This window comes from Tessaracoccus bendigoensis DSM 12906, assembly GCF_900141915.1.
GTDB classification, from domain to species: domain Bacteria; phylum Actinomycetota; class Actinomycetes; order Propionibacteriales; family Propionibacteriaceae; genus Arachnia; species Arachnia bendigoensis.
The window spans coordinates 14,338-29,487 of the sequence record NZ_FQZG01000004.1 but is presented as its reverse complement, the minus strand read 5'-3'; the positions used below and the strand labels follow the sequence as shown (position 1 = coordinate 29,487).

The window sequence follows — 15,150 nt, the reverse complement described above, 5'->3', positions numbered from 1 at the left end:
CGGCGCGGCCTGTCTCAATCTGCGGGAAGCGCGATGGGGCGCTGTTCGCCGGTACGGGTGACGACTCCAGGGAACCACCACGTGGTGTCCGGGTCGCATCCCGCGATGACGCTGGAGAGTCGCCCGGTCACCGGGATCGCGGTCGTCGCCGCTTCCACGTAGGCAGCGACGGTGAGGTGTATGCCCGACCAGCTCCCAGCGACCGCCGACCAGTCGGGGATGACCCAGTCGCCGTCCCTCCTGGTGGTGCGGTACCAGTCGTGGCGATGCTGCGCGGTCACCTCCAGCGGAAAGTCGCGACACAACCTGGCCCAGGCATCCGGGGTGTCGACCTCATACACCCGAGCATGGTCGGGGACGGCGAGCTTGTGCACGGTGGCCTCCGACCAGCCAAGGCCATCCTCGACCAGCCGCATTCCGACGGGAACCCCGTCTGACGTGGTGCGGGTGCTGCTGGTTAGCCAGTGCGGCGGGCGCGACCACCAGCAGCCGCTAGCGTTGGCCGTGATGTCGGCAGGCAGGTTGACGCGCGCCTCGACTTCGGCCCTGACGACCTCCTCGCGCCAGGTCAGGAGCTCGCCGTCCTGCTGGAGGGGTGCCTCAGCCCAGGCGACTTCCCATTGATCGTCGCGGGCCACAGGCTCGCTCCACCAGCCGGGGATAGGCGCAGAGGCCGCATGCCGCGCGACCCTGATCAGTGCCTGGCTGACCTGCGGAATGGCGCAGAGCAGGTCGTCGCCGTCGGGCTCCTGCCAGTACATCGCCGCATCGACCGAGCGCTGAAGGGCGTCGAACAGCCGTGCATCGGTGACCGGAGCGAGGGTCAGCGCAGACAGAGCTTCGGCGACGTCAAACTCCGTGTGCTTCGGGGTGAGGTCGCCCCAACCAAACCGCGACACTGAGTGACACTGGGACTGTGCGATGAGGAACGACGCGTCGAAGACCGCGCTCCACAGGGGACCCGGCCCATCGTCGCAAGTTCGGTCACTCTCCAACGCAAGCCCAAGCAGGAGCCGCCGCCCCCGCGGCCCGGCCAGCAGTTGCTCGGCAGTCATCACGGGCTCGAGGCTACCCGGGACCGGGCATCACCGTGCTGAGTTCAACTAGACGCAACTAGACGTGGCTGGCGGGGATCTCTTCCCAGGAATCGCAACGGCCCCGCACCAATCGGCGCGAGGCACGTGGGTCGCGACCTGGGCTCAGCCGGCGGTGCGGACCGGGAGGGTCTTCGGCTTGAAGGACGGGCGCGTCGCCTCGAACGCCGCGATCTCGTCGGCGTGCTGCAGCGTCATCGAGATGTCGTCGAGCCCATTGAGGAGCCGGTGTTTCGTGTAAGCGTCGATCTCGAACTTGACGTTCAGGTCACCGCGCGTGATCGTCTGCGAGGGCAGGTCGACGGTGGTCGGGACGTTCGGGTCGGCGTCGATGGCCTCCCACAGCGCGTCGCGGTCGGCCTCGGAGACCAGCGCAACGAGCAGGCCGGCCTTACCCGAGTTCGAGCGGAAGATGTCGCCGAATCGGGTGCCGATGACGACCTTGAAGCCGTAGTTCTGGAGAGCCCAGACGGCGTGCTCACGAGACGAGCCGGTGCCGAAATCGGGGCCGGGGATCAGGATCGTGCCACCCGTGAACGGTTCGCGGTTCAGCACGAACTCGGGGTCGTTGCGCCAGGCGGCAAACAGCCCGTCCTCGAAGCCGGTGCGGGTGATCCGCTTCAGGTAGACGGCGGGGATGATCTGGTCGGTGTCGACGTTGCTGCGCTCCAGCGGGACCGCGATACCAGTGTGGTTGGCGAAGGGTTCCATCTTCAGGTCCTTTTCAGAGATCGGCCGGGGCGGACAGATGGCCGGTGATGGCGGTCGCGGCGGCGACGGCCGGGGAAACAAGGTGGGTGCGGCCGCCCTTGCCTTGGCGACCCTCGAAGTTTCGGTTCGACGTCGAGGCCGAGCGTTCACCAGGCGCCAACTGGTCGGGGTTCATGCCCAGACACATCGAACAGCCAGCGGCGCGCCACTCCGCACCGAAGTCGAGGAACACCTTGTCGAGACCCTCAGCCTCGGCTTGCAGCCGTACGCGGGCCGAACCCGGGACGACCAGCATCCGGATCGAGTCGGCCTTCTTGCGCCCCTTCAGAACCGAAGCGGCCAGGCGCAGATCCTCGATGCGGCCGTTGGTGCAGGAGCCGAGGAAGACGGTGTCGACGTAGATGTCGCGCATCGGGGTGCCGGGGGTCAGTGCCATATATTCAAGCGCCCGCTTCGCGGTGGCCTGCTCGACCTCAGATTCGAAGTCTTCCGGCGCCGGGACTGTGGCACCCAGCGGCACGCCGTGGCCGGGGTTGGTGCCCCAGGTGACGAACGGGGTGAGCTTGGAGGCGTCAATGTCGACCTCGACGTCGAAGGTGGCGTCGTCGTCTGACTTCAGAGTGCGCCAGTATTCGACGGCGGCGTCCCAGTCCTCGCCCTCGGGGGCGTGCGGGCGACCCTTGAGGTAGGCGAAGGTCGTCTCGTCGGGGGCCATCATGCCCGCCTTGGCACCCCATTCGATGCTCATGTTGCAGATCGTCATGCGACCTTCCATCGAGAGGTTCTCGACGGTGTCGCCGCGGTACTCGACGATGTAGCCCTGGCCGCCGCCGGTGCCGACCTTCGCGATCAGGGCGAGCACGATGTCCTTGGCCGTGACGCCGTCCGGCAGTTCACCGTTGATGTTGACCGCCATGGTCTTCGGCTTCGCCTGCGGCAGCGTCTGGGTCGCGAGCACGTGCTCGACCTCGGAGGTGCCGATGCCGTAGGCCAGCGCACCGAACGCGCCGTGCGTGGAGGTGTGCGAGTCGCCGCACACGATCGTCATGCCCGGCTGCGTCACCCCCAGCTGGGGGCCGATGATGTGCACCACGCCCTGGTCCTTGTCGCCCAATGAATGGATGCGCACGCCGAAGTCCTTGGCGTTGCTCCGCAGCGTGTCGACCTGCTTCTTGGACACCGGGTCGGCGATCGGGGCGAGGATGTTGAGGGTCGGGGTGTTGTGGTCCTCGGTCGCCAGCGTCAGATCGGGACGGCGGACGGGGCGGCCAGCGAGCCGGAGACCCTCGAACGCCTGCGGGCTCGTCACTTCGTGCACAAGATGCAGGTCGATGTAGAGGAGGTCAGGCTCACCCTGGACCGAACGGACGACGTGCGCGTCCCAAACCTTCTCACTCAGGGTCTTCCCCATGGCTCCTCGCTTCTTCAGGGTCTCCAACGAACTTCGTCAAGTATGGGCAAACTGAGCGTGGATCCAGTTTGCTTGTCCACCATTCGGACTGTTAGTCTCACCATATGGACGAAACCTCAGGTGTCGGCGTACTCGACAAAGCCGCCGCAGTGCTCGCAGCCCTTGAGCACAATCCTCTGACGCTCGCAGGCCTGGTCACGGCAACCGGGCTGGCCCGGCCCACCGCGCACCGGCTGGCCGTGGCCCTCGAACATCATCGCTTCGTGGGACGCGACCTGCAAGGCCGCTTCGTACTCGGCCAGAGGCTGATCGAGCTCGCCGAGTCCGCGGGCGAGGACCCCCTGCTGGCAACTGCCGGACCAATCCTTTCGCGGCTCCGGGACATCACCGGTGAGTCAGTGCAGCTTTTCCGTCGCCAAGGCGATGTGCGCGTCTGCGTCGCCTCCGTCGAGCGGCCACACGGTCTGCGCGACACCGTGCCGACGGGGGCGCAGATCTCAATGACGGCAGGTTCGGCTGCGCAGGTGCTGCTGGCTTGGGAGGAGCCGGAGAAGCTCGAGAAGCTGCTCGACACCGCTTCCTTCACCCTCTCGACGCTTCAGTCGGTGCGCCGACGAGGCTGGGCTCAGTCGGTCGCGGAGCGGGAGGCCGGGGTGGCCTCTGTCTCAGCCCCGGTCCTGGCTCCGTCGGGCAAGCTGATCGCGGCGGTGTCAGTTTCGGGACCCATCGAGCGGCTGACGCGCTCCCCCGGTCGTCTGCACGCCCCCGCCGTCCTCGCGGCAGCGGAGCGGTTGAGCGAGGTGCTCCGCAGGAGCGGCGCGCCCGAGTGAGATCAGGAAGTGATGAGTGGCCCGGTGTGTCCAGCACCGGGCCACTCGCTTTGCTGCGGCGACTTCGAGAAGGAGGATCCCGCCGCAACACCTGAACCTGACGTCAGCCGGCTGCTCTGCCGACGCGCCAGAAACCCGTGAACTCGATCTGCGGCTTCGGGGTACCTAGCGACACGAGGTGCCGACGACCACCGGTGGCCAGTGCCTGCTCCCCCACGATGAATGCCGCGACGGTCTCCGGATCGGGCGGGGAGAAATCTCGGAGTTCTTGCAGCGCGAGGCGCCCAGGTATCGTCTTCGGGTTCGAGCGCACCAACCAGCGCAGTTCCACACCTTCGGGCATGACGACATCCTGAGCATCTGCAATATGGGGCACCTCGACGATGGCGAGCCCCGTGGCGTCGGCGGGCAGGTCACGCAGGATGCAGAGAACTGCGGGAAGCGCGGACTCGTCGCCGACCAGGAGGTGGAAACCGGCGTCATCTGGCAGGTCGAAACCGCGCCCCTGGTCGATGAGCGCCACCGGCTCACCCGCCGTGGCACGCTGGGCCCAGGAACCGGCAGGCCCTTCGTCCCCGTGGGCGACAAAGTCGATATCGATCTCCCGGGCACGTTGGGCCCGGATCGTGTAGCTGCGAACCACTGGTCGGGAGTCGGACTTCTGGCGGAGGTATTTCACATAGCCGCCCACGCCGAAGGTCTCGGGCAATGACGAGAAATCGGTCCGAGCGCCCGAGGGATGCGGAAGGAAAAGCCTCACCCAGTGGTCGAACCCGTGTCGGGGCAGCCGCTCAAGGTCGTCACCGGCAAGGGTGACGCGAACAAAGTTCGGGCTGATCCTGCGCGCCGACGCCACCTCGGCGCGGTACAGGCCGCGCACCTTGCGGGCGTCGGAGAACGACATGTCCGGGACCTCCTGAGTCGGGTAAGGCACACCTTACCGACAAATAGGTCAGACTGTCATGCCTAAAACCTCACTCACCGGTTGACGGACTGCATCTCGCCGACGACGACCGCAGCGTCACGGCTCAACGTGAACGGCAGAGAACCCGACTGGCCACCCCCAGACCACTCCACATCCCAGTTCGACGTCGCCGTCACCGTGTAACGCCCATCCCCGCTATAGACGTGCCCACACTCGGGCGAGGGCACATTCCGCCCGCCCGTCACCTGCTGCGACCAGGCCCGGCCCTTACCGCAGGAGATGGTGGTGCCGTCACCCATGTCCCATTCCATGCTGTCGACCTCTGCCGTCAACGTCACCGTGATCCCGCTCTCGGAGATCGAATCCGTCACCGGCCCCCACTGCAACTGCGACGAGGGAGCCGCCCAAAGCCACATGTTCCACCCCACGAGACCCATGTGTTGGAGCGAATCCCCCTTCGGGAACATCCCCATCTCCGGAGACTGGAACTCGATGCTGGCCAACAGACGCCTGGCCATCTCTTCTGGGTCAACCTCGGTCCCGGGAGCATCCGGTAACCAGTGCCAGGTCAACTCACCGGGATTGGGAAGCCCATCGAAACCCGGTCGGGCGCACTCGAAGATCGCCCCCTCGGTCCGGCCAGCCCACACGGGATTATCGGCCGGAGGCTGATCAGGTAAGTGGCGGCACCACGCGCTCACATATGAACTCCAGACCCCTAGCCCAGTCACACACCTGACGACTGCGCCTTCGAAGGAGCAGACTCGTGGGCCAACAGTCTGCTGAGTGGAATCATCACGAACCTCAAGAAGCAAGCCGACCGACGATTCCGATGCTTGAGCGACCTCGTACGCACAGTTCCCTGTCACCGTATTCAATCCGCCGCAAGGGTCGTTATCGGCGGCAGCCCTGGCCCCATCAACAAGCGAAACTGAGCAGTTCCACCCCACCAGGATTAGCATCAGCCACGCAGGCCGGACCAGCCTCAACACACCGCCGCCTTGTTCCGGACCAAGGCCACCCGCCAAGATCCGTCTGGCATCTCCTCGAGGGTGTCCTGTTCGAGCACCGATCCGGTCCTGACTACCCTCTCACCGGTCTCAGCATCAACCACGCGCAGCGAATCCAGGACCATGCAGTAGCTCACCACAGCTGTCCGGGGCGACCCATCGTTGATCACCACATCGATGTCTCTGAACTGACGCCCGCCGTCACTCCGCAGCCCCGCCTCACGAATCTGCTCCAGTTCGTCCAGTATCCCGACCGATTGCTTACCCGTGGTCACGTACTGGGTCTCTGTGAAGTCTTTGAACGAGGCTGGGTCGGCGGCGAACTTCTCATATACCTTCCAGTACGCCTGCCAACCTTCAATCACCGCAGCCGTCTCCGGGTCCTCCGTCGGCAGGTCCGCAGGAAACGACGCGAACGCCGTCGGAGTCGGGGTCGGGGTCGGGGACGGGCTCGGCGTGGGGGTGGGCGTGACGCTCGGCGCGCTCGGGCTCGGGCTCGGGCTCGGCGAAGGCGTCTGCGCCCCAGTCGGCCCACATCCCACCAACACCGCCACGCACACGAGAGCCGCGATAAGAAGACGCATCCGAACCTCCACCTTGAGACTTGATGAGGCTCCATTGAACCAACAGAAGGGCTCAACCAACCGCACCTCCACGACATCTGTGGATAACCTCGCGACGCTCACAGAATTAAGGCCTGGATGCGTCAGCCGAGTCCCTCCCCCCGCCACGGCACCCAAGGCAGTGGCCGATACTCGACCCCAGCCACACCAAAATCGACCACTGGCCGATCCTCGCGACTCCGACGAAAGACGACCGAACCCAGCCAACCAAGGCAGTGGCCGATACTCGACCCCAGACACACCAAAATCGACCACTGGCCGATCCTCGCGACTCCAACGAAAGACGACCGAACCCAGCCAACCAAGGCAGTGGCCCATACTCGACCCCAGACACACCAGAATCGACCACTGGCCGATTTTCAGGACGCGAGCAGGACGGCAACAGATGCTTGCCCACAAGTCGGCGACGCTGACGTTGCCCTGTATCGGCCCCTGTTCGGGGATCGGCTCGACGTGGTGGCCGATGCGATGGAGTCGGCGCGGTAGCGGCTTTGGCGACCCGTCCCGGACTGGTGCGGGATCTGGTGCGGGATGCCGGATAGCCGGACAGAGTAACGGCCTAGCCAACTTGTTGTTGACTAGGCCGATTGCCTTGTAGCCCCGACGGGATTCGAACCCGCGCTACCGCCTTGAGAGGGCGGCGTGCTAGGCCGCTACACAACGGGGCCCTAGCGATGGAGAGCTTAACACTTTCCGCAGGGGTACCAGGACTCGAACCTGAACTAACGGAACCAGAAACCGTCGGGCTGCCAATTACCCCATACCCCTGTGTCCCAAGGTTTCCCCCGGGCACGAAGTGAAACACTACACCATGGAATCCACGACCCACAAACCGGCGGCCGGGCGCCCGTCACGGGGTTTGCGTGGCCAACCTCATCCTCCTCGACAGCCACCAGGCGACCGCGGCGAAGGCGGCAAACCCGGCGATGTCCCAGGCCGCATCCGCCCACGTGATCGCGCTGACCGTCTTCAACTCGGCGATCGACGTCGTGAACATCGCGTAACAGTAGGCGGCGACGTTGTTGACGGCGTGCGCGGCGATGCCCGCCTCCAGACCCCCCGTGACCACCACCAATGCACCCGCCACGAGCCCGAAGGCGAAGCGGTGCGCGAAAAGCGCAGGGTTCTGGCCCCCGTGGAGCAAGGCGAACACCAGAGCCGACCCGACCACACCGACCCACTGCCGACCCGTTGCCGACCCTATCGCCTGCAGGAGGTAGCCACGGAAGAACACCTCTTCAGCGGCGGCCTGCAACGGCGAGGTAATGACCAACACCGCCAGGAACCCGAGCCATCCGCTCTCCCCCGAATGGAATGACGGCACCCCCTTCGTCACGAACGACAACCAAAGGACGCCGTTGAGCACCACCACGGCGGCCATCAGGCAGATCAGCAGGAATCGCCACCGTACCCCCGGCTGCACCGACGCCAGCCAACGCGGGCTGACGCCCTGGACGTAGCGGACGATCAGGATCGACACCGGGATCAGCAGAGCGAGAGCGAGATGACCCGCGGCCGGTCCCTCGGGCAACCGGTAGCTGCCCGCCTCGGCGAGGTACTGCTCCCAGTCACCGCCGCGGAACAGGTGGGTGATCCGAAGCACCAACTGATTCATCAGCGGCACAAGCAGCGCAAACGCGCTGAACCCGACCAGGATCCCGAAGACCGACTGGAAGCCGCTGGACCCTCCGTGACGCAGCGCCAGCGGGTAGGTCAGCCCCGACGGCGGATCGGCGGGTTGGCCAACCGCCATCAGGCGGGGGACTTCGCTCACTGGTCAGCGACGGGGTTCGACAAGGTTCCGAGGCCGTCTATCTGCACGTGTACCTCGTCGCCGGGCTCCATGGCGCCGACCCCTGCCGGGGTTCCGGTGAGGATGATGTCGCCCGGGAGCAGCGTGATCGACCGGGAGATGTGGGCGATGAGTTCGGCGACCCCACGCACCATCTGCGAGGTCGAACCCGACTGGCGCACCTCGTCACCAAGGCGGGTCTCGATGTCGAGCTTGCCGACTTCCTCCAGCGTCAGGTGGGTGTTGACCCACGGGCCGAGCGGCAGGAAGGTGTCCGACCCCTTAGCACGGGTCCATTGTCCGTCGGCTCGCTGCCAGTCACGCGCAGTGACGTCGTTTGCGATGGTGTAACCGAACACCACCTCAGGTACCCGCTCGACAGGCACCTGCTTGCAGATGCGCCCGATGATGACGGCGAGTTCTCCCTCGAAATGCAACTCGTTCACGCCCTCTGGACGGATGATCGTCTCATTCGGTCCGATGACGGACGTGTTGGGCTTGAAGAACAGCAGCGGCACCTCTGGCACCTCACCGCCCATCTCGCTGGCATGATCGGCGTAGTTCTTCCCGACGCCGACGATCTTCGACCGCGGGATCACCGGCGACAGGAGCCGGACGTCGTCCAATTCGTGCCGCTCACCGGTGTAGTTGACGGCGACCCCCGCGAGGGGGTCGCCCGTCAGGGTGGCGATCGTGTCGGGATGGTCGCCACCGTCGATGGCGAGTTCGATGATCCCGTACTGGGGATCCTGGCCGGCGAGGGCGAAACGGGCTATGCGCATGTGCGCCAGCGTAGTCGCCCGGGCCGGGAAGCGTCAGTCGGCCAGTTTGGTGATGATCCCGTAGGCCAACGCGTCGGAGAGCGCCTCCCACGAGGCCTCGATGACGTTGGTGCCGACACCGACCGTGGTCCAGGTGTGGCCGTCGAAGGACGTGTCGATCAGCGTCCGCACCGTCGCATCGGTGCCGTAGCCCTCGTCGAGGATGCGCACCCGGTAGTCGGTGAGCTCGAAGTCGGCGACCTGCGGGTAGGCGGGGATGAGCGCGGCCCGCAGTGCGCCGTCGAGGGCGTTGACCGGGCCGTTGCCCTCCCCTACCACCATCTGGCGGGCGTCCTTCGCAGTCAGCTTGACGGTCGCCTCGGAGATGTTGGTGCCGTCCCGTTCCTCGGTGAAAACCCGCCACGAGTCGACCGTGAACGGCAACTCCAGGACGTCCAACTGGTCACGCAGCAGCATCTCGAAGCTCGCGTCGGCCGACTCGTACGAGTACCCCTCGGATTCCCTGGCCTTGACGACCTCGGTGATCCTGGCTGCCAACTCGCGGTCGTTCAGGTCGAACCCGAGTTGTTCGCCCTTGATCTGGATGTTGGCGCGGCCTGCCATGTCGGAGATCAGCATCCGCATGTCGTTGCCGACTAGGGCGGGGTCGATGTGCTGGTACAGGTTCTCGTCCACCTTGATGGCGGAGGCGTGCAGCCCGGCCTTGTGCGCGAAGCTGGACTGCCCGACGTAGGGCTGCCGGCCAAGCAGGGGCTGATGCGCCACCAGCGCGATCGCATGCGCCACCCGTGTGAGCTCGGCGAGTTGCTCAGGCGGCAGCACCTGCCAACCGAACTTGAGCTGGAGATTCGGGATCACAGCCGACAGGTCGGCGTTGCCGGTGCGCTCGCCGTAGCCGTTGAAGGTGCCCTGGATGTGCATGACGCCGGCTTCGACGGCGGCGACGGTGTTCGCCACGGCGCAGGAGGTGTCGTTGTGGACGTGGACGCCCAGATTTGCGCCCGTTTCCGCGGCGGCCCGGACGATGTCTCCGATCCAGCTGGGCAGCATGCCGCCGTTGGTGTCACACAGGACGACGACCTCGGCACCCGCGTCGTGGGCCGTCTGCACGACCTTGATCGCGTACTCGGGGTGCGCACGGTAGCCGTCGAAGAAGTGTTCGGCGTCGACGAAGACGCGCTTGCCCTGCGAACGCAGGAACGTGACGGTGTCGGTGATCATCTCGAGGTTCTCCTCGAGGGTGGTGCGAAGCGCGCGGCGCACGTGGTCCTCGTGCGACTTGGCGACGATGCAGATGTAGTCGGTGCCCGCATCCACCAGCGCCTGCGTGAGGGCATCCTCCGATGCCTTCGCGCCAGCCTTCCTGGTGGCCCCGAATGCGACCAGCTTCGAGTTCTTCAGCCCCAGGTCCTTTGCAAGGCGGAAGAACTCGGTGTCGGCCGGGTTGGCGCCGGGCCAGCCGCCCTCGATGAAGGTGACGCCCAGTTCGTCAAGGTATCCCGCGATCTTCAGTTTGTCGGGAACGGACAGGTGTAGCCCCTCTTGCTGCGCACCGTCGCGCAGGGAGGTGTCGAACACGTGGAACTCGGCGGGTTGCTGGGGCAGCGTCGGCATTGTCACTCCAGTTGATCGGAAAACTCTGCCCGAGGATACGCCGCCCGGAACAGGTGCGGGCGTCTCAGCCAGTGGACGGACACCTGAGACGGGCGCCCCGCCCTCGCACGGCTCGCGTAGGGTTCCGCCATGACTTCAGCCAGGATTGCCGTCATCGGCGGCGACGGGATCGGCCCAGAGGTGACGGCGGAGGCGCTCAAGGCGCTGACCGCCGTCGCTGGACCGGACGCATTCGACTTCACGCACTACGACCTCGGCGCCGAGCACTGGCAGCGCACCGGTGAGGTGCTCCCCGACACCGTGCTCGAGGAGTTGAAGGGGTTCGACGCGATCGTCCTTGGCGCCATCGGAGCCGCACCCGGCTCCAAGGCGATCCCCAGTGGCCTACTGGAACGCGGCCTGCTGCTGAAGCTGCGCTTCGCATTCGACCACGGGATCAACCTGCGCCCCTCAAAGCTGTACCCGGGTGTTCCGACGCCGCTGGCGCCGAGGGTGTTCGAGGGCCGCGAGGTCGACTTCGTCGTCGTCCGTGAAGGCACCGAGGGGCTCTACTGCGGCAACGGAGGCGCGGTGCGCATCGGCACGCCGCACGAACTGGCCACCGAGGTCTCCGTCAACACCTACTTCGGCGTCGAGCGGGTCGTGCGCGACGCCTACCACCGCGCTCAGGCCCGCCGCAGGCAGCTGACCCTCCTTCACAAGCACAATGTGCTGGTCAACGCGGGCTCGCTGTGGAACCGCGTGTTCAATGAGGTCGGCGAGGAGTTCCCCGACGTCGAGCGCAGATACCTGCACATCGACGCGGCCATGATCGCCATGGTCGTCGACCCATCCCAGTTCGACGTGATCGTGACAGACAACCTGTTCGGCGACATCGTCACCGACCTGGCCGCCGCCGTCACCGGGGGCATCGGGTTGGCCGCCTCCGCCAACATCAATCCCAGCGGCGAGTTCCCCTCGATGTTCGAGCCGGTCCACGGCTCGGCACCCGACATCGCAGGGCAGGGCATCGCCGACCCGACGGCGGCCATCTCGTCGATGGCGCTGCTGCTGGACCACCTCGGTCACGCCGACCTCGCGAAGCGGGTGGACGACGCCGTCTCGGCCGACATCACCGAGCGTGGCGGCCAGAGGTTCTCTACGGTCGAGACCGGCGACAGGATCGCGGCGCGACTCGCCTGACACGACTCGATCCGGCCCGCATCCCACAATCGGATGCGGGCCGGAAGCTGTACCCCGCCCTCTCCGGGCTGCTGCCCACTCGGTAGCCTGCCGGAATGAAGCGCCCACTCTCACCGAACGAGGAGGCCTGGGCCCGACATCTAATCGGCCACGGCACCACGGATACGGCTCCGCCGAGCGTTGCGCAGCGGCTGCGCTGGTTGAATTTCCTCGATTCGGCGTTCGCCGGTGACCGTTGCGGCTGTGGAACCTGCCCGTCCATCGAGTTGGTCGGCGACGACGGCACCGCCCCAAGGGGTGCCTCATGCCATGTGCTGCAAGGAGGCACTGCCGACCTGCTCGCACTCCTGCACGTCGTGGATGACCGCCCCGCCTACCTCGAGGGTGCGCCCAGACCTGGCCTCGTCATGACCGACTTCCCGCCCGTCGACACCTCAGGCGCTTGAGTCAGAGCCCAAGGATGAGCCTCGCCATCAGGAAATAGATCACCAGTCCGGTCGCATCCACCAGCGTCGTCACCAGCGGAGCGGACACCACAGCCGGGTCGATCCCCAGGCGCCGCGCAATCAACGGCATCGCGCCCCCGATGGTCGCCGCCCAAGCGCACACCAGGATCAGGCTGCACGCCAGCACCGTGGCGATCTGCCACCCCACGAACGCGGCGCCGACGAGGAATCCCAATAGGGCGAGCATCAGCCCGAGCAGCAGCCCGACCCTGACCTCGCGCCACACGACCCGCCCCAGGTCCGAGAACTTCAACTCACCGACGGCGAGGGCACGCACTGACGCCGTTGCGGCTTGGGCACCGGCGTTGCCCCCTGCGCCGATCAGCATGGGGATGAACAGCGCCAGGGCGGCGACCTCGGCGAGGGTCGCCTCGAACGCCTGAGTTACCGACACGGTCAACGTCGCGGCGACGAGCAGCAAGCTGAGCCAGAGCGCCCGATACCTGGCGAGGCGGAACACACCGACCGAGGTGTAGTGGCCCTCCCAAGGCTCCGCGCCGGACTGCCTGGCGGCGTCTTCCGAGTCGGCCTCCTCGAGGACCTCCATTGCATCGTCATAGGAAAGCAGCCCTACGAGCCGGTGTTCGCTGTCGACGACGAGTAGGTTGGGTTCGTTGGTCTCCTGGATGAGTCGGGCGGCCCCCTCCGCCTCATCGGTGGCGACGAGTGTGATGGCGTCGCCGTCGACGACCGAAGCCAGAGCCCGGCCCGGCTCAGAGAGCACCAGGTCGCTGAGAGCCACCGGTCCAACTAGGCAACGGGAGTCGTTGACGACCGCGAGAGTATAGACGTTGTCGGCCCTCGCTCCCTTGGCGCGGACGATCTCCAGCGCCTCGCCTACAGCCAGGCCCTCGCGGAGTGTGACGACCTCCGGCGACATGTAGCGGCCGACCGACCCTTTCGGGTAGCCGAGCAGCTGCGCCGTCATCGTGCGCTCGTGGTGACTCAGGCCCGCGAGCGCCCGCTTGACGACGACGGCTGGGGCCTCCTGCAGCAGACGCGAACGATCGTCGGGATCCATCGCCTCCAGGGTCTGCCGGTAGGCGTCGTCCCGCATGCCCGAAAGTAGACGCTGCTGGTCGAAGGCGTTGAGTTCCTCGAACACCTCGAGGCCCAAGCCCTTCGGCAGGCTGCGATACTCCAGCGCCGCCGAAACATCGTCGAGTCGGGCGATACGGTCGGCGATCTCATGCGCCTCTTCGTACGTCTGCCCGCTCATGTCGCCACCTCCCGACGGCAACTCTATCCGCCAAGAGGTCTCGGATCAGGCGTCGAGGTTCTGCTCGATCAGCGCTGCCAGCTTCTCAACGGCTTCCGCATTGTCGGACTCGACCACGATCTCGTCGCCAGCGGCGGCGCCGAGCGACATGATCATCATGCTGGAGCCCGCGTCCACCGCGTCGTCGGCATCCGCGTCGGACAGCCGCAACGTGATGTCGTCGTCGAACTCTGCAGCTGCCTGGGCAACCAGCGCGGCGGGACGGGCGTGGAGCCCAACGGTTGATCCGACGATGACTGTCTTGCTTGCCATAATCTCTCCTGTGATTCTCTACTGCTTCACCGTGGTTCGTCCCACGGCGACAACTTTGGGAAGCAGCGGCTGTGCATCAGCCCCTGTCGGAAGTGTAGTGCTCGGCAGCGCCGCTGCGGCGGAACCGTACGCCACCGCAGTTGCGAGGCAGCCTTCGGGCCCTTCGCCGCGCAGGTCTGCCAGGATGAACCCGGCGACCGACGAGTCCCCGGCCCCCACTGTGCTACGCACGGCGATCTCGGGAGCGTGAGCGAACCAGGCGCCGTCGGCGTTGACCAACACCGCGCCGGAGCCACCCAGGGTGACCATCACGTTCGCGACACCTGCTTCGACGAGGCGGCGTGCCGCAGTCGCGATGTCTCCGACGTCTCCCTGAGCCGCGGCTTCCTCGAAGGCTGCGGCGTCTCCACTGGTCAGTTCGGCCAATTCGTCGGAGTTGGGCTTCAGCAGATCGATCTTGACCTGAGGCAAGGCATCGACAACGGCCTGCAGGTAGGGGCCCGAGGTGTCGACCGCGACCTTGCAGTCGATTCCCTTCGCCAGTTGCGGATACCAGTCGACGGGTGCGCCGGGTGGGAGCGACCCGCTGAGCACAACCCAACTTGCCCCAGCGGCCCTTTCGGCCAGGAGTTCGGCGGTCGCTTCGCGATCCACGGCCCCCAGCTCGTTGCCGGCCTCGTTGATCTTGGTGGTGGTGCCGTCTGGTTCCGTGATGGCCGTGTTGATCCTCACCCGTCGCCCCTCGGGGAGGACGGCGGCGACAAGGTTCCCTGACGGCGGCTCGGCAGCAAGCGCACGGTAAACGGCATCCACTGCGGGAGCTACGGCCACAACGCTGCGCCCCGCGGACGCCAGGACCCGGGCCACGTTGAGGCCCTTCCCTCCGGCCTGTTCGGTGACGTAGGGAGTGCGCTGCACTTGCCCGCGGGCCAAGGTGTCGAGCAGGACAATGGTTCGGTCGACACTCGGATTGGCAGTGAGGGTGACAACTTCGTCAGTCATTTGATGCCTCCAGCTTCGGACGGTGGAACAACCGTACTGCACAATCGCCAGAGAAAGCAAGCCATTCCAACACGAACACAACTAAACACACATGGGGCCGGAGGCGAGACCGGCCACCTTCCCCCAACACAAGCCGC

Annotated in this window: 15 protein-coding genes and 2 tRNA genes; 3 read left to right on the top strand and 14 right to left on the bottom strand. The window is 66.2% G+C overall.

Features of this window, described 5'->3' with window-relative positions:
- Positions 1–14 precede the first annotated feature (14 nt).
- From BUC15_RS00715 to leuC, 3 genes are all read right to left on the bottom strand, one after another.
- Positions 15–1,058, bottom strand: coding sequence for a hypothetical protein (locus BUC15_RS00715; protein WP_139280038.1), 1,044 nt, complete (start codon positions 1,056–1,058; stop codon positions 15–17).
- 141 nt (positions 1,059–1,199) lie between these two features.
- Positions 1,200–1,805, bottom strand: a complete 606-nt coding sequence (gene leuD, locus BUC15_RS00710) for a 3-isopropylmalate dehydratase small subunit (RefSeq protein ID WP_073185462.1) — start codon at positions 1,803–1,805, stop codon at positions 1,200–1,202.
- A gap of 13 nt (positions 1,806–1,818) precedes the next feature.
- Positions 1,819–3,216, bottom strand: a complete 1,398-nt coding sequence (gene leuC, locus BUC15_RS00705; RefSeq protein ID WP_073185460.1) for a 3-isopropylmalate dehydratase large subunit — start codon at positions 3,214–3,216, stop codon at positions 1,819–1,821.
- Between the two features lie 104 nt (positions 3,217–3,320).
- Between leuC and BUC15_RS00700 the strand changes: the two genes are divergently transcribed.
- On the top strand, positions 3,321–4,046 hold the full coding sequence (locus BUC15_RS00700; RefSeq protein WP_073185458.1) for an IclR family transcriptional regulator: 726 nt from the start codon (positions 3,321–3,323) through the stop codon (positions 4,044–4,046).
- Between the two features lie 103 nt (positions 4,047–4,149).
- Here BUC15_RS00700 and BUC15_RS00695 read toward each other — a convergent pair whose 3' ends face one another.
- The 8 genes from BUC15_RS00695 to cimA all read right to left on the bottom strand — a co-directional run bounded on the left by BUC15_RS00695 (position 4,150) and on the right by cimA (position 10,792).
- Complete coding sequence (locus tag BUC15_RS00695) at positions 4,150–4,950, bottom strand: siderophore-interacting protein (protein WP_073185456.1); 801 nt, start codon at positions 4,948–4,950, stop codon at positions 4,150–4,152.
- Positions 4,951–5,024: 74 nt separating this feature from the next.
- Positions 5,025–5,489 carry a PKD domain-containing protein gene (locus BUC15_RS00690; protein WP_073185454.1) on the bottom strand — a complete coding sequence of 155 codons (465 nt, stop codon included), beginning with the start codon at positions 5,487–5,489 and terminating at the stop codon, positions 5,025–5,027.
- A gap of 467 nt (positions 5,490–5,956) precedes the next feature.
- Positions 5,957–6,565 (bottom strand): hypothetical protein, encoded by a 609-nt coding sequence (locus BUC15_RS18940; protein WP_084189238.1) that lies wholly within the window; start codon positions 6,563–6,565, stop codon positions 5,957–5,959.
- 634 nt (positions 6,566–7,199) lie between these two features.
- Positions 7,200–7,272, bottom strand: a tRNA-Glu gene (locus BUC15_RS00675).
- A gap of 28 nt (positions 7,273–7,300) precedes the next feature.
- A tRNA-Gln gene (locus BUC15_RS00670) sits at positions 7,301–7,372 on the bottom strand.
- Between the two features lie 82 nt (positions 7,373–7,454).
- Entirely contained in the window at positions 7,455–8,378 is a 924-nt protein-coding gene (locus tag BUC15_RS00665; RefSeq protein ID WP_139280037.1) for a CPBP family intramembrane glutamic endopeptidase, read from the bottom strand.
- Positions 8,375–9,178, bottom strand: a complete 804-nt coding sequence (locus tag BUC15_RS00660; RefSeq protein WP_073185446.1) for a fumarylacetoacetate hydrolase family protein — start codon at positions 9,176–9,178, stop codon at positions 8,375–8,377. The genes BUC15_RS00665 and BUC15_RS00660 overlap by 4 nt, the downstream gene beginning before the upstream one ends.
- A 33-nt stretch (positions 9,179–9,211) precedes the next feature.
- Positions 9,212–10,792 (bottom strand): citramalate synthase, encoded by a 1,581-nt coding sequence (gene cimA, locus BUC15_RS00655; protein ID WP_073185443.1) that lies wholly within the window; start codon positions 10,790–10,792, stop codon positions 9,212–9,214.
- 129 nt (positions 10,793–10,921) lie between these two features.
- Here cimA and BUC15_RS00650 point away from each other — a divergent pair, with 129 nt between their 5' ends.
- A complete protein-coding gene (locus BUC15_RS00650) occupies positions 10,922–11,974 on the top strand; it encodes a 3-isopropylmalate dehydrogenase (protein WP_073185441.1) in 1,053 nt (350 codons plus the stop codon).
- Between the two features lie 95 nt (positions 11,975–12,069).
- Entirely contained in the window at positions 12,070–12,420 is a 351-nt protein-coding gene (locus BUC15_RS00645; protein WP_073185439.1) for a hypothetical protein, read from the top strand.
- A 1-nt stretch (position 12,421) separates the two neighbouring features.
- On the opposite strand, the gene mgtE is transcribed toward BUC15_RS00645, so the two are convergent.
- Genes mgtE through BUC15_RS00630 form a run of 3 tightly spaced genes read right to left on the bottom strand, consistent with a single transcriptional unit; the run spans position 12,422 to position 15,013 of the window.
- Entirely contained in the window at positions 12,422–13,699 is a 1,278-nt protein-coding gene (mgtE, locus tag BUC15_RS00640; protein WP_073185437.1) for a magnesium transporter, read from the bottom strand.
- A 45-nt stretch (positions 13,700–13,744) separates the two neighbouring features.
- Positions 13,745–14,011: an HPr family phosphocarrier protein gene (locus tag BUC15_RS00635; RefSeq protein WP_073185435.1), complete on the bottom strand. Its 267-nt coding sequence runs from the start codon at positions 14,009–14,011 to the stop codon at positions 13,745–13,747.
- A gap of 18 nt (positions 14,012–14,029) precedes the next feature.
- Positions 14,030–15,013 (bottom strand): 1-phosphofructokinase family hexose kinase, encoded by a 984-nt coding sequence (locus BUC15_RS00630; RefSeq protein WP_073185432.1) that lies wholly within the window; start codon positions 15,011–15,013, stop codon positions 14,030–14,032.
- Positions 15,014–15,150 lie beyond the last annotated feature (137 nt).

What these genes read in the sequence shown, in the direction of transcription:
- mgtE (WP_073185437.1), bottom strand. Translation starts at nt 13,699, where the DNA reads ATGAGCGGGCAGACGTACGAAGAGGCGCATGAGATCGCCGACCGTATC.
- leuD (WP_073185462.1), bottom strand. Translation starts at nt 1,805, where the DNA reads ATGGAACCCTTCGCCAACCACACTGGTATCGCGGTCCCGCTGGAGCGC.
- BUC15_RS00690 (WP_073185454.1), bottom strand. Translation starts at nt 5,489, where the DNA reads ATGGCCAGGCGTCTGTTGGCCAGCATCGAGTTCCAGTCTCCGGAGATG.
- BUC15_RS18940 (WP_084189238.1), bottom strand. Translation starts at nt 6,565, where the DNA reads ATGCGTCTTCTTATCGCGGCTCTCGTGTGCGTGGCGGTGTTGGTGGGA.
- BUC15_RS00630 (WP_073185432.1), bottom strand. Translation starts at nt 15,013, where the DNA reads ATGACTGACGAAGTTGTCACCCTCACTGCCAATCCGAGTGTCGACCGA.
- BUC15_RS00700 (WP_073185458.1), top strand. Translation starts at nt 3,321, where the DNA reads ATGGACGAAACCTCAGGTGTCGGCGTACTCGACAAAGCCGCCGCAGTG.
- BUC15_RS00645 (WP_073185439.1), top strand. Translation starts at nt 12,070, where the DNA reads ATGAAGCGCCCACTCTCACCGAACGAGGAGGCCTGGGCCCGACATCTA.
- cimA (WP_073185443.1), bottom strand. Translation starts at nt 10,792, where the DNA reads ATGCCGACGCTGCCCCAGCAACCCGCCGAGTTCCACGTGTTCGACACC.
- BUC15_RS00635 (WP_073185435.1), bottom strand. Translation starts at nt 14,011, where the DNA reads ATGGCAAGCAAGACAGTCATCGTCGGATCAACCGTTGGGCTCCACGCC.
- BUC15_RS00695 (WP_073185456.1), bottom strand. Translation starts at nt 4,950, where the DNA reads ATGTCGTTCTCCGACGCCCGCAAGGTGCGCGGCCTGTACCGCGCCGAG.
- BUC15_RS00660 (WP_073185446.1), bottom strand. Translation starts at nt 9,178, where the DNA reads ATGCGCATAGCCCGTTTCGCCCTCGCCGGCCAGGATCCCCAGTACGGG.
- leuC (WP_073185460.1), bottom strand. Translation starts at nt 3,216, where the DNA reads ATGGGGAAGACCCTGAGTGAGAAGGTTTGGGACGCGCACGTCGTCCGT.
- BUC15_RS00650 (WP_073185441.1), top strand. Translation starts at nt 10,922, where the DNA reads ATGACTTCAGCCAGGATTGCCGTCATCGGCGGCGACGGGATCGGCCCA.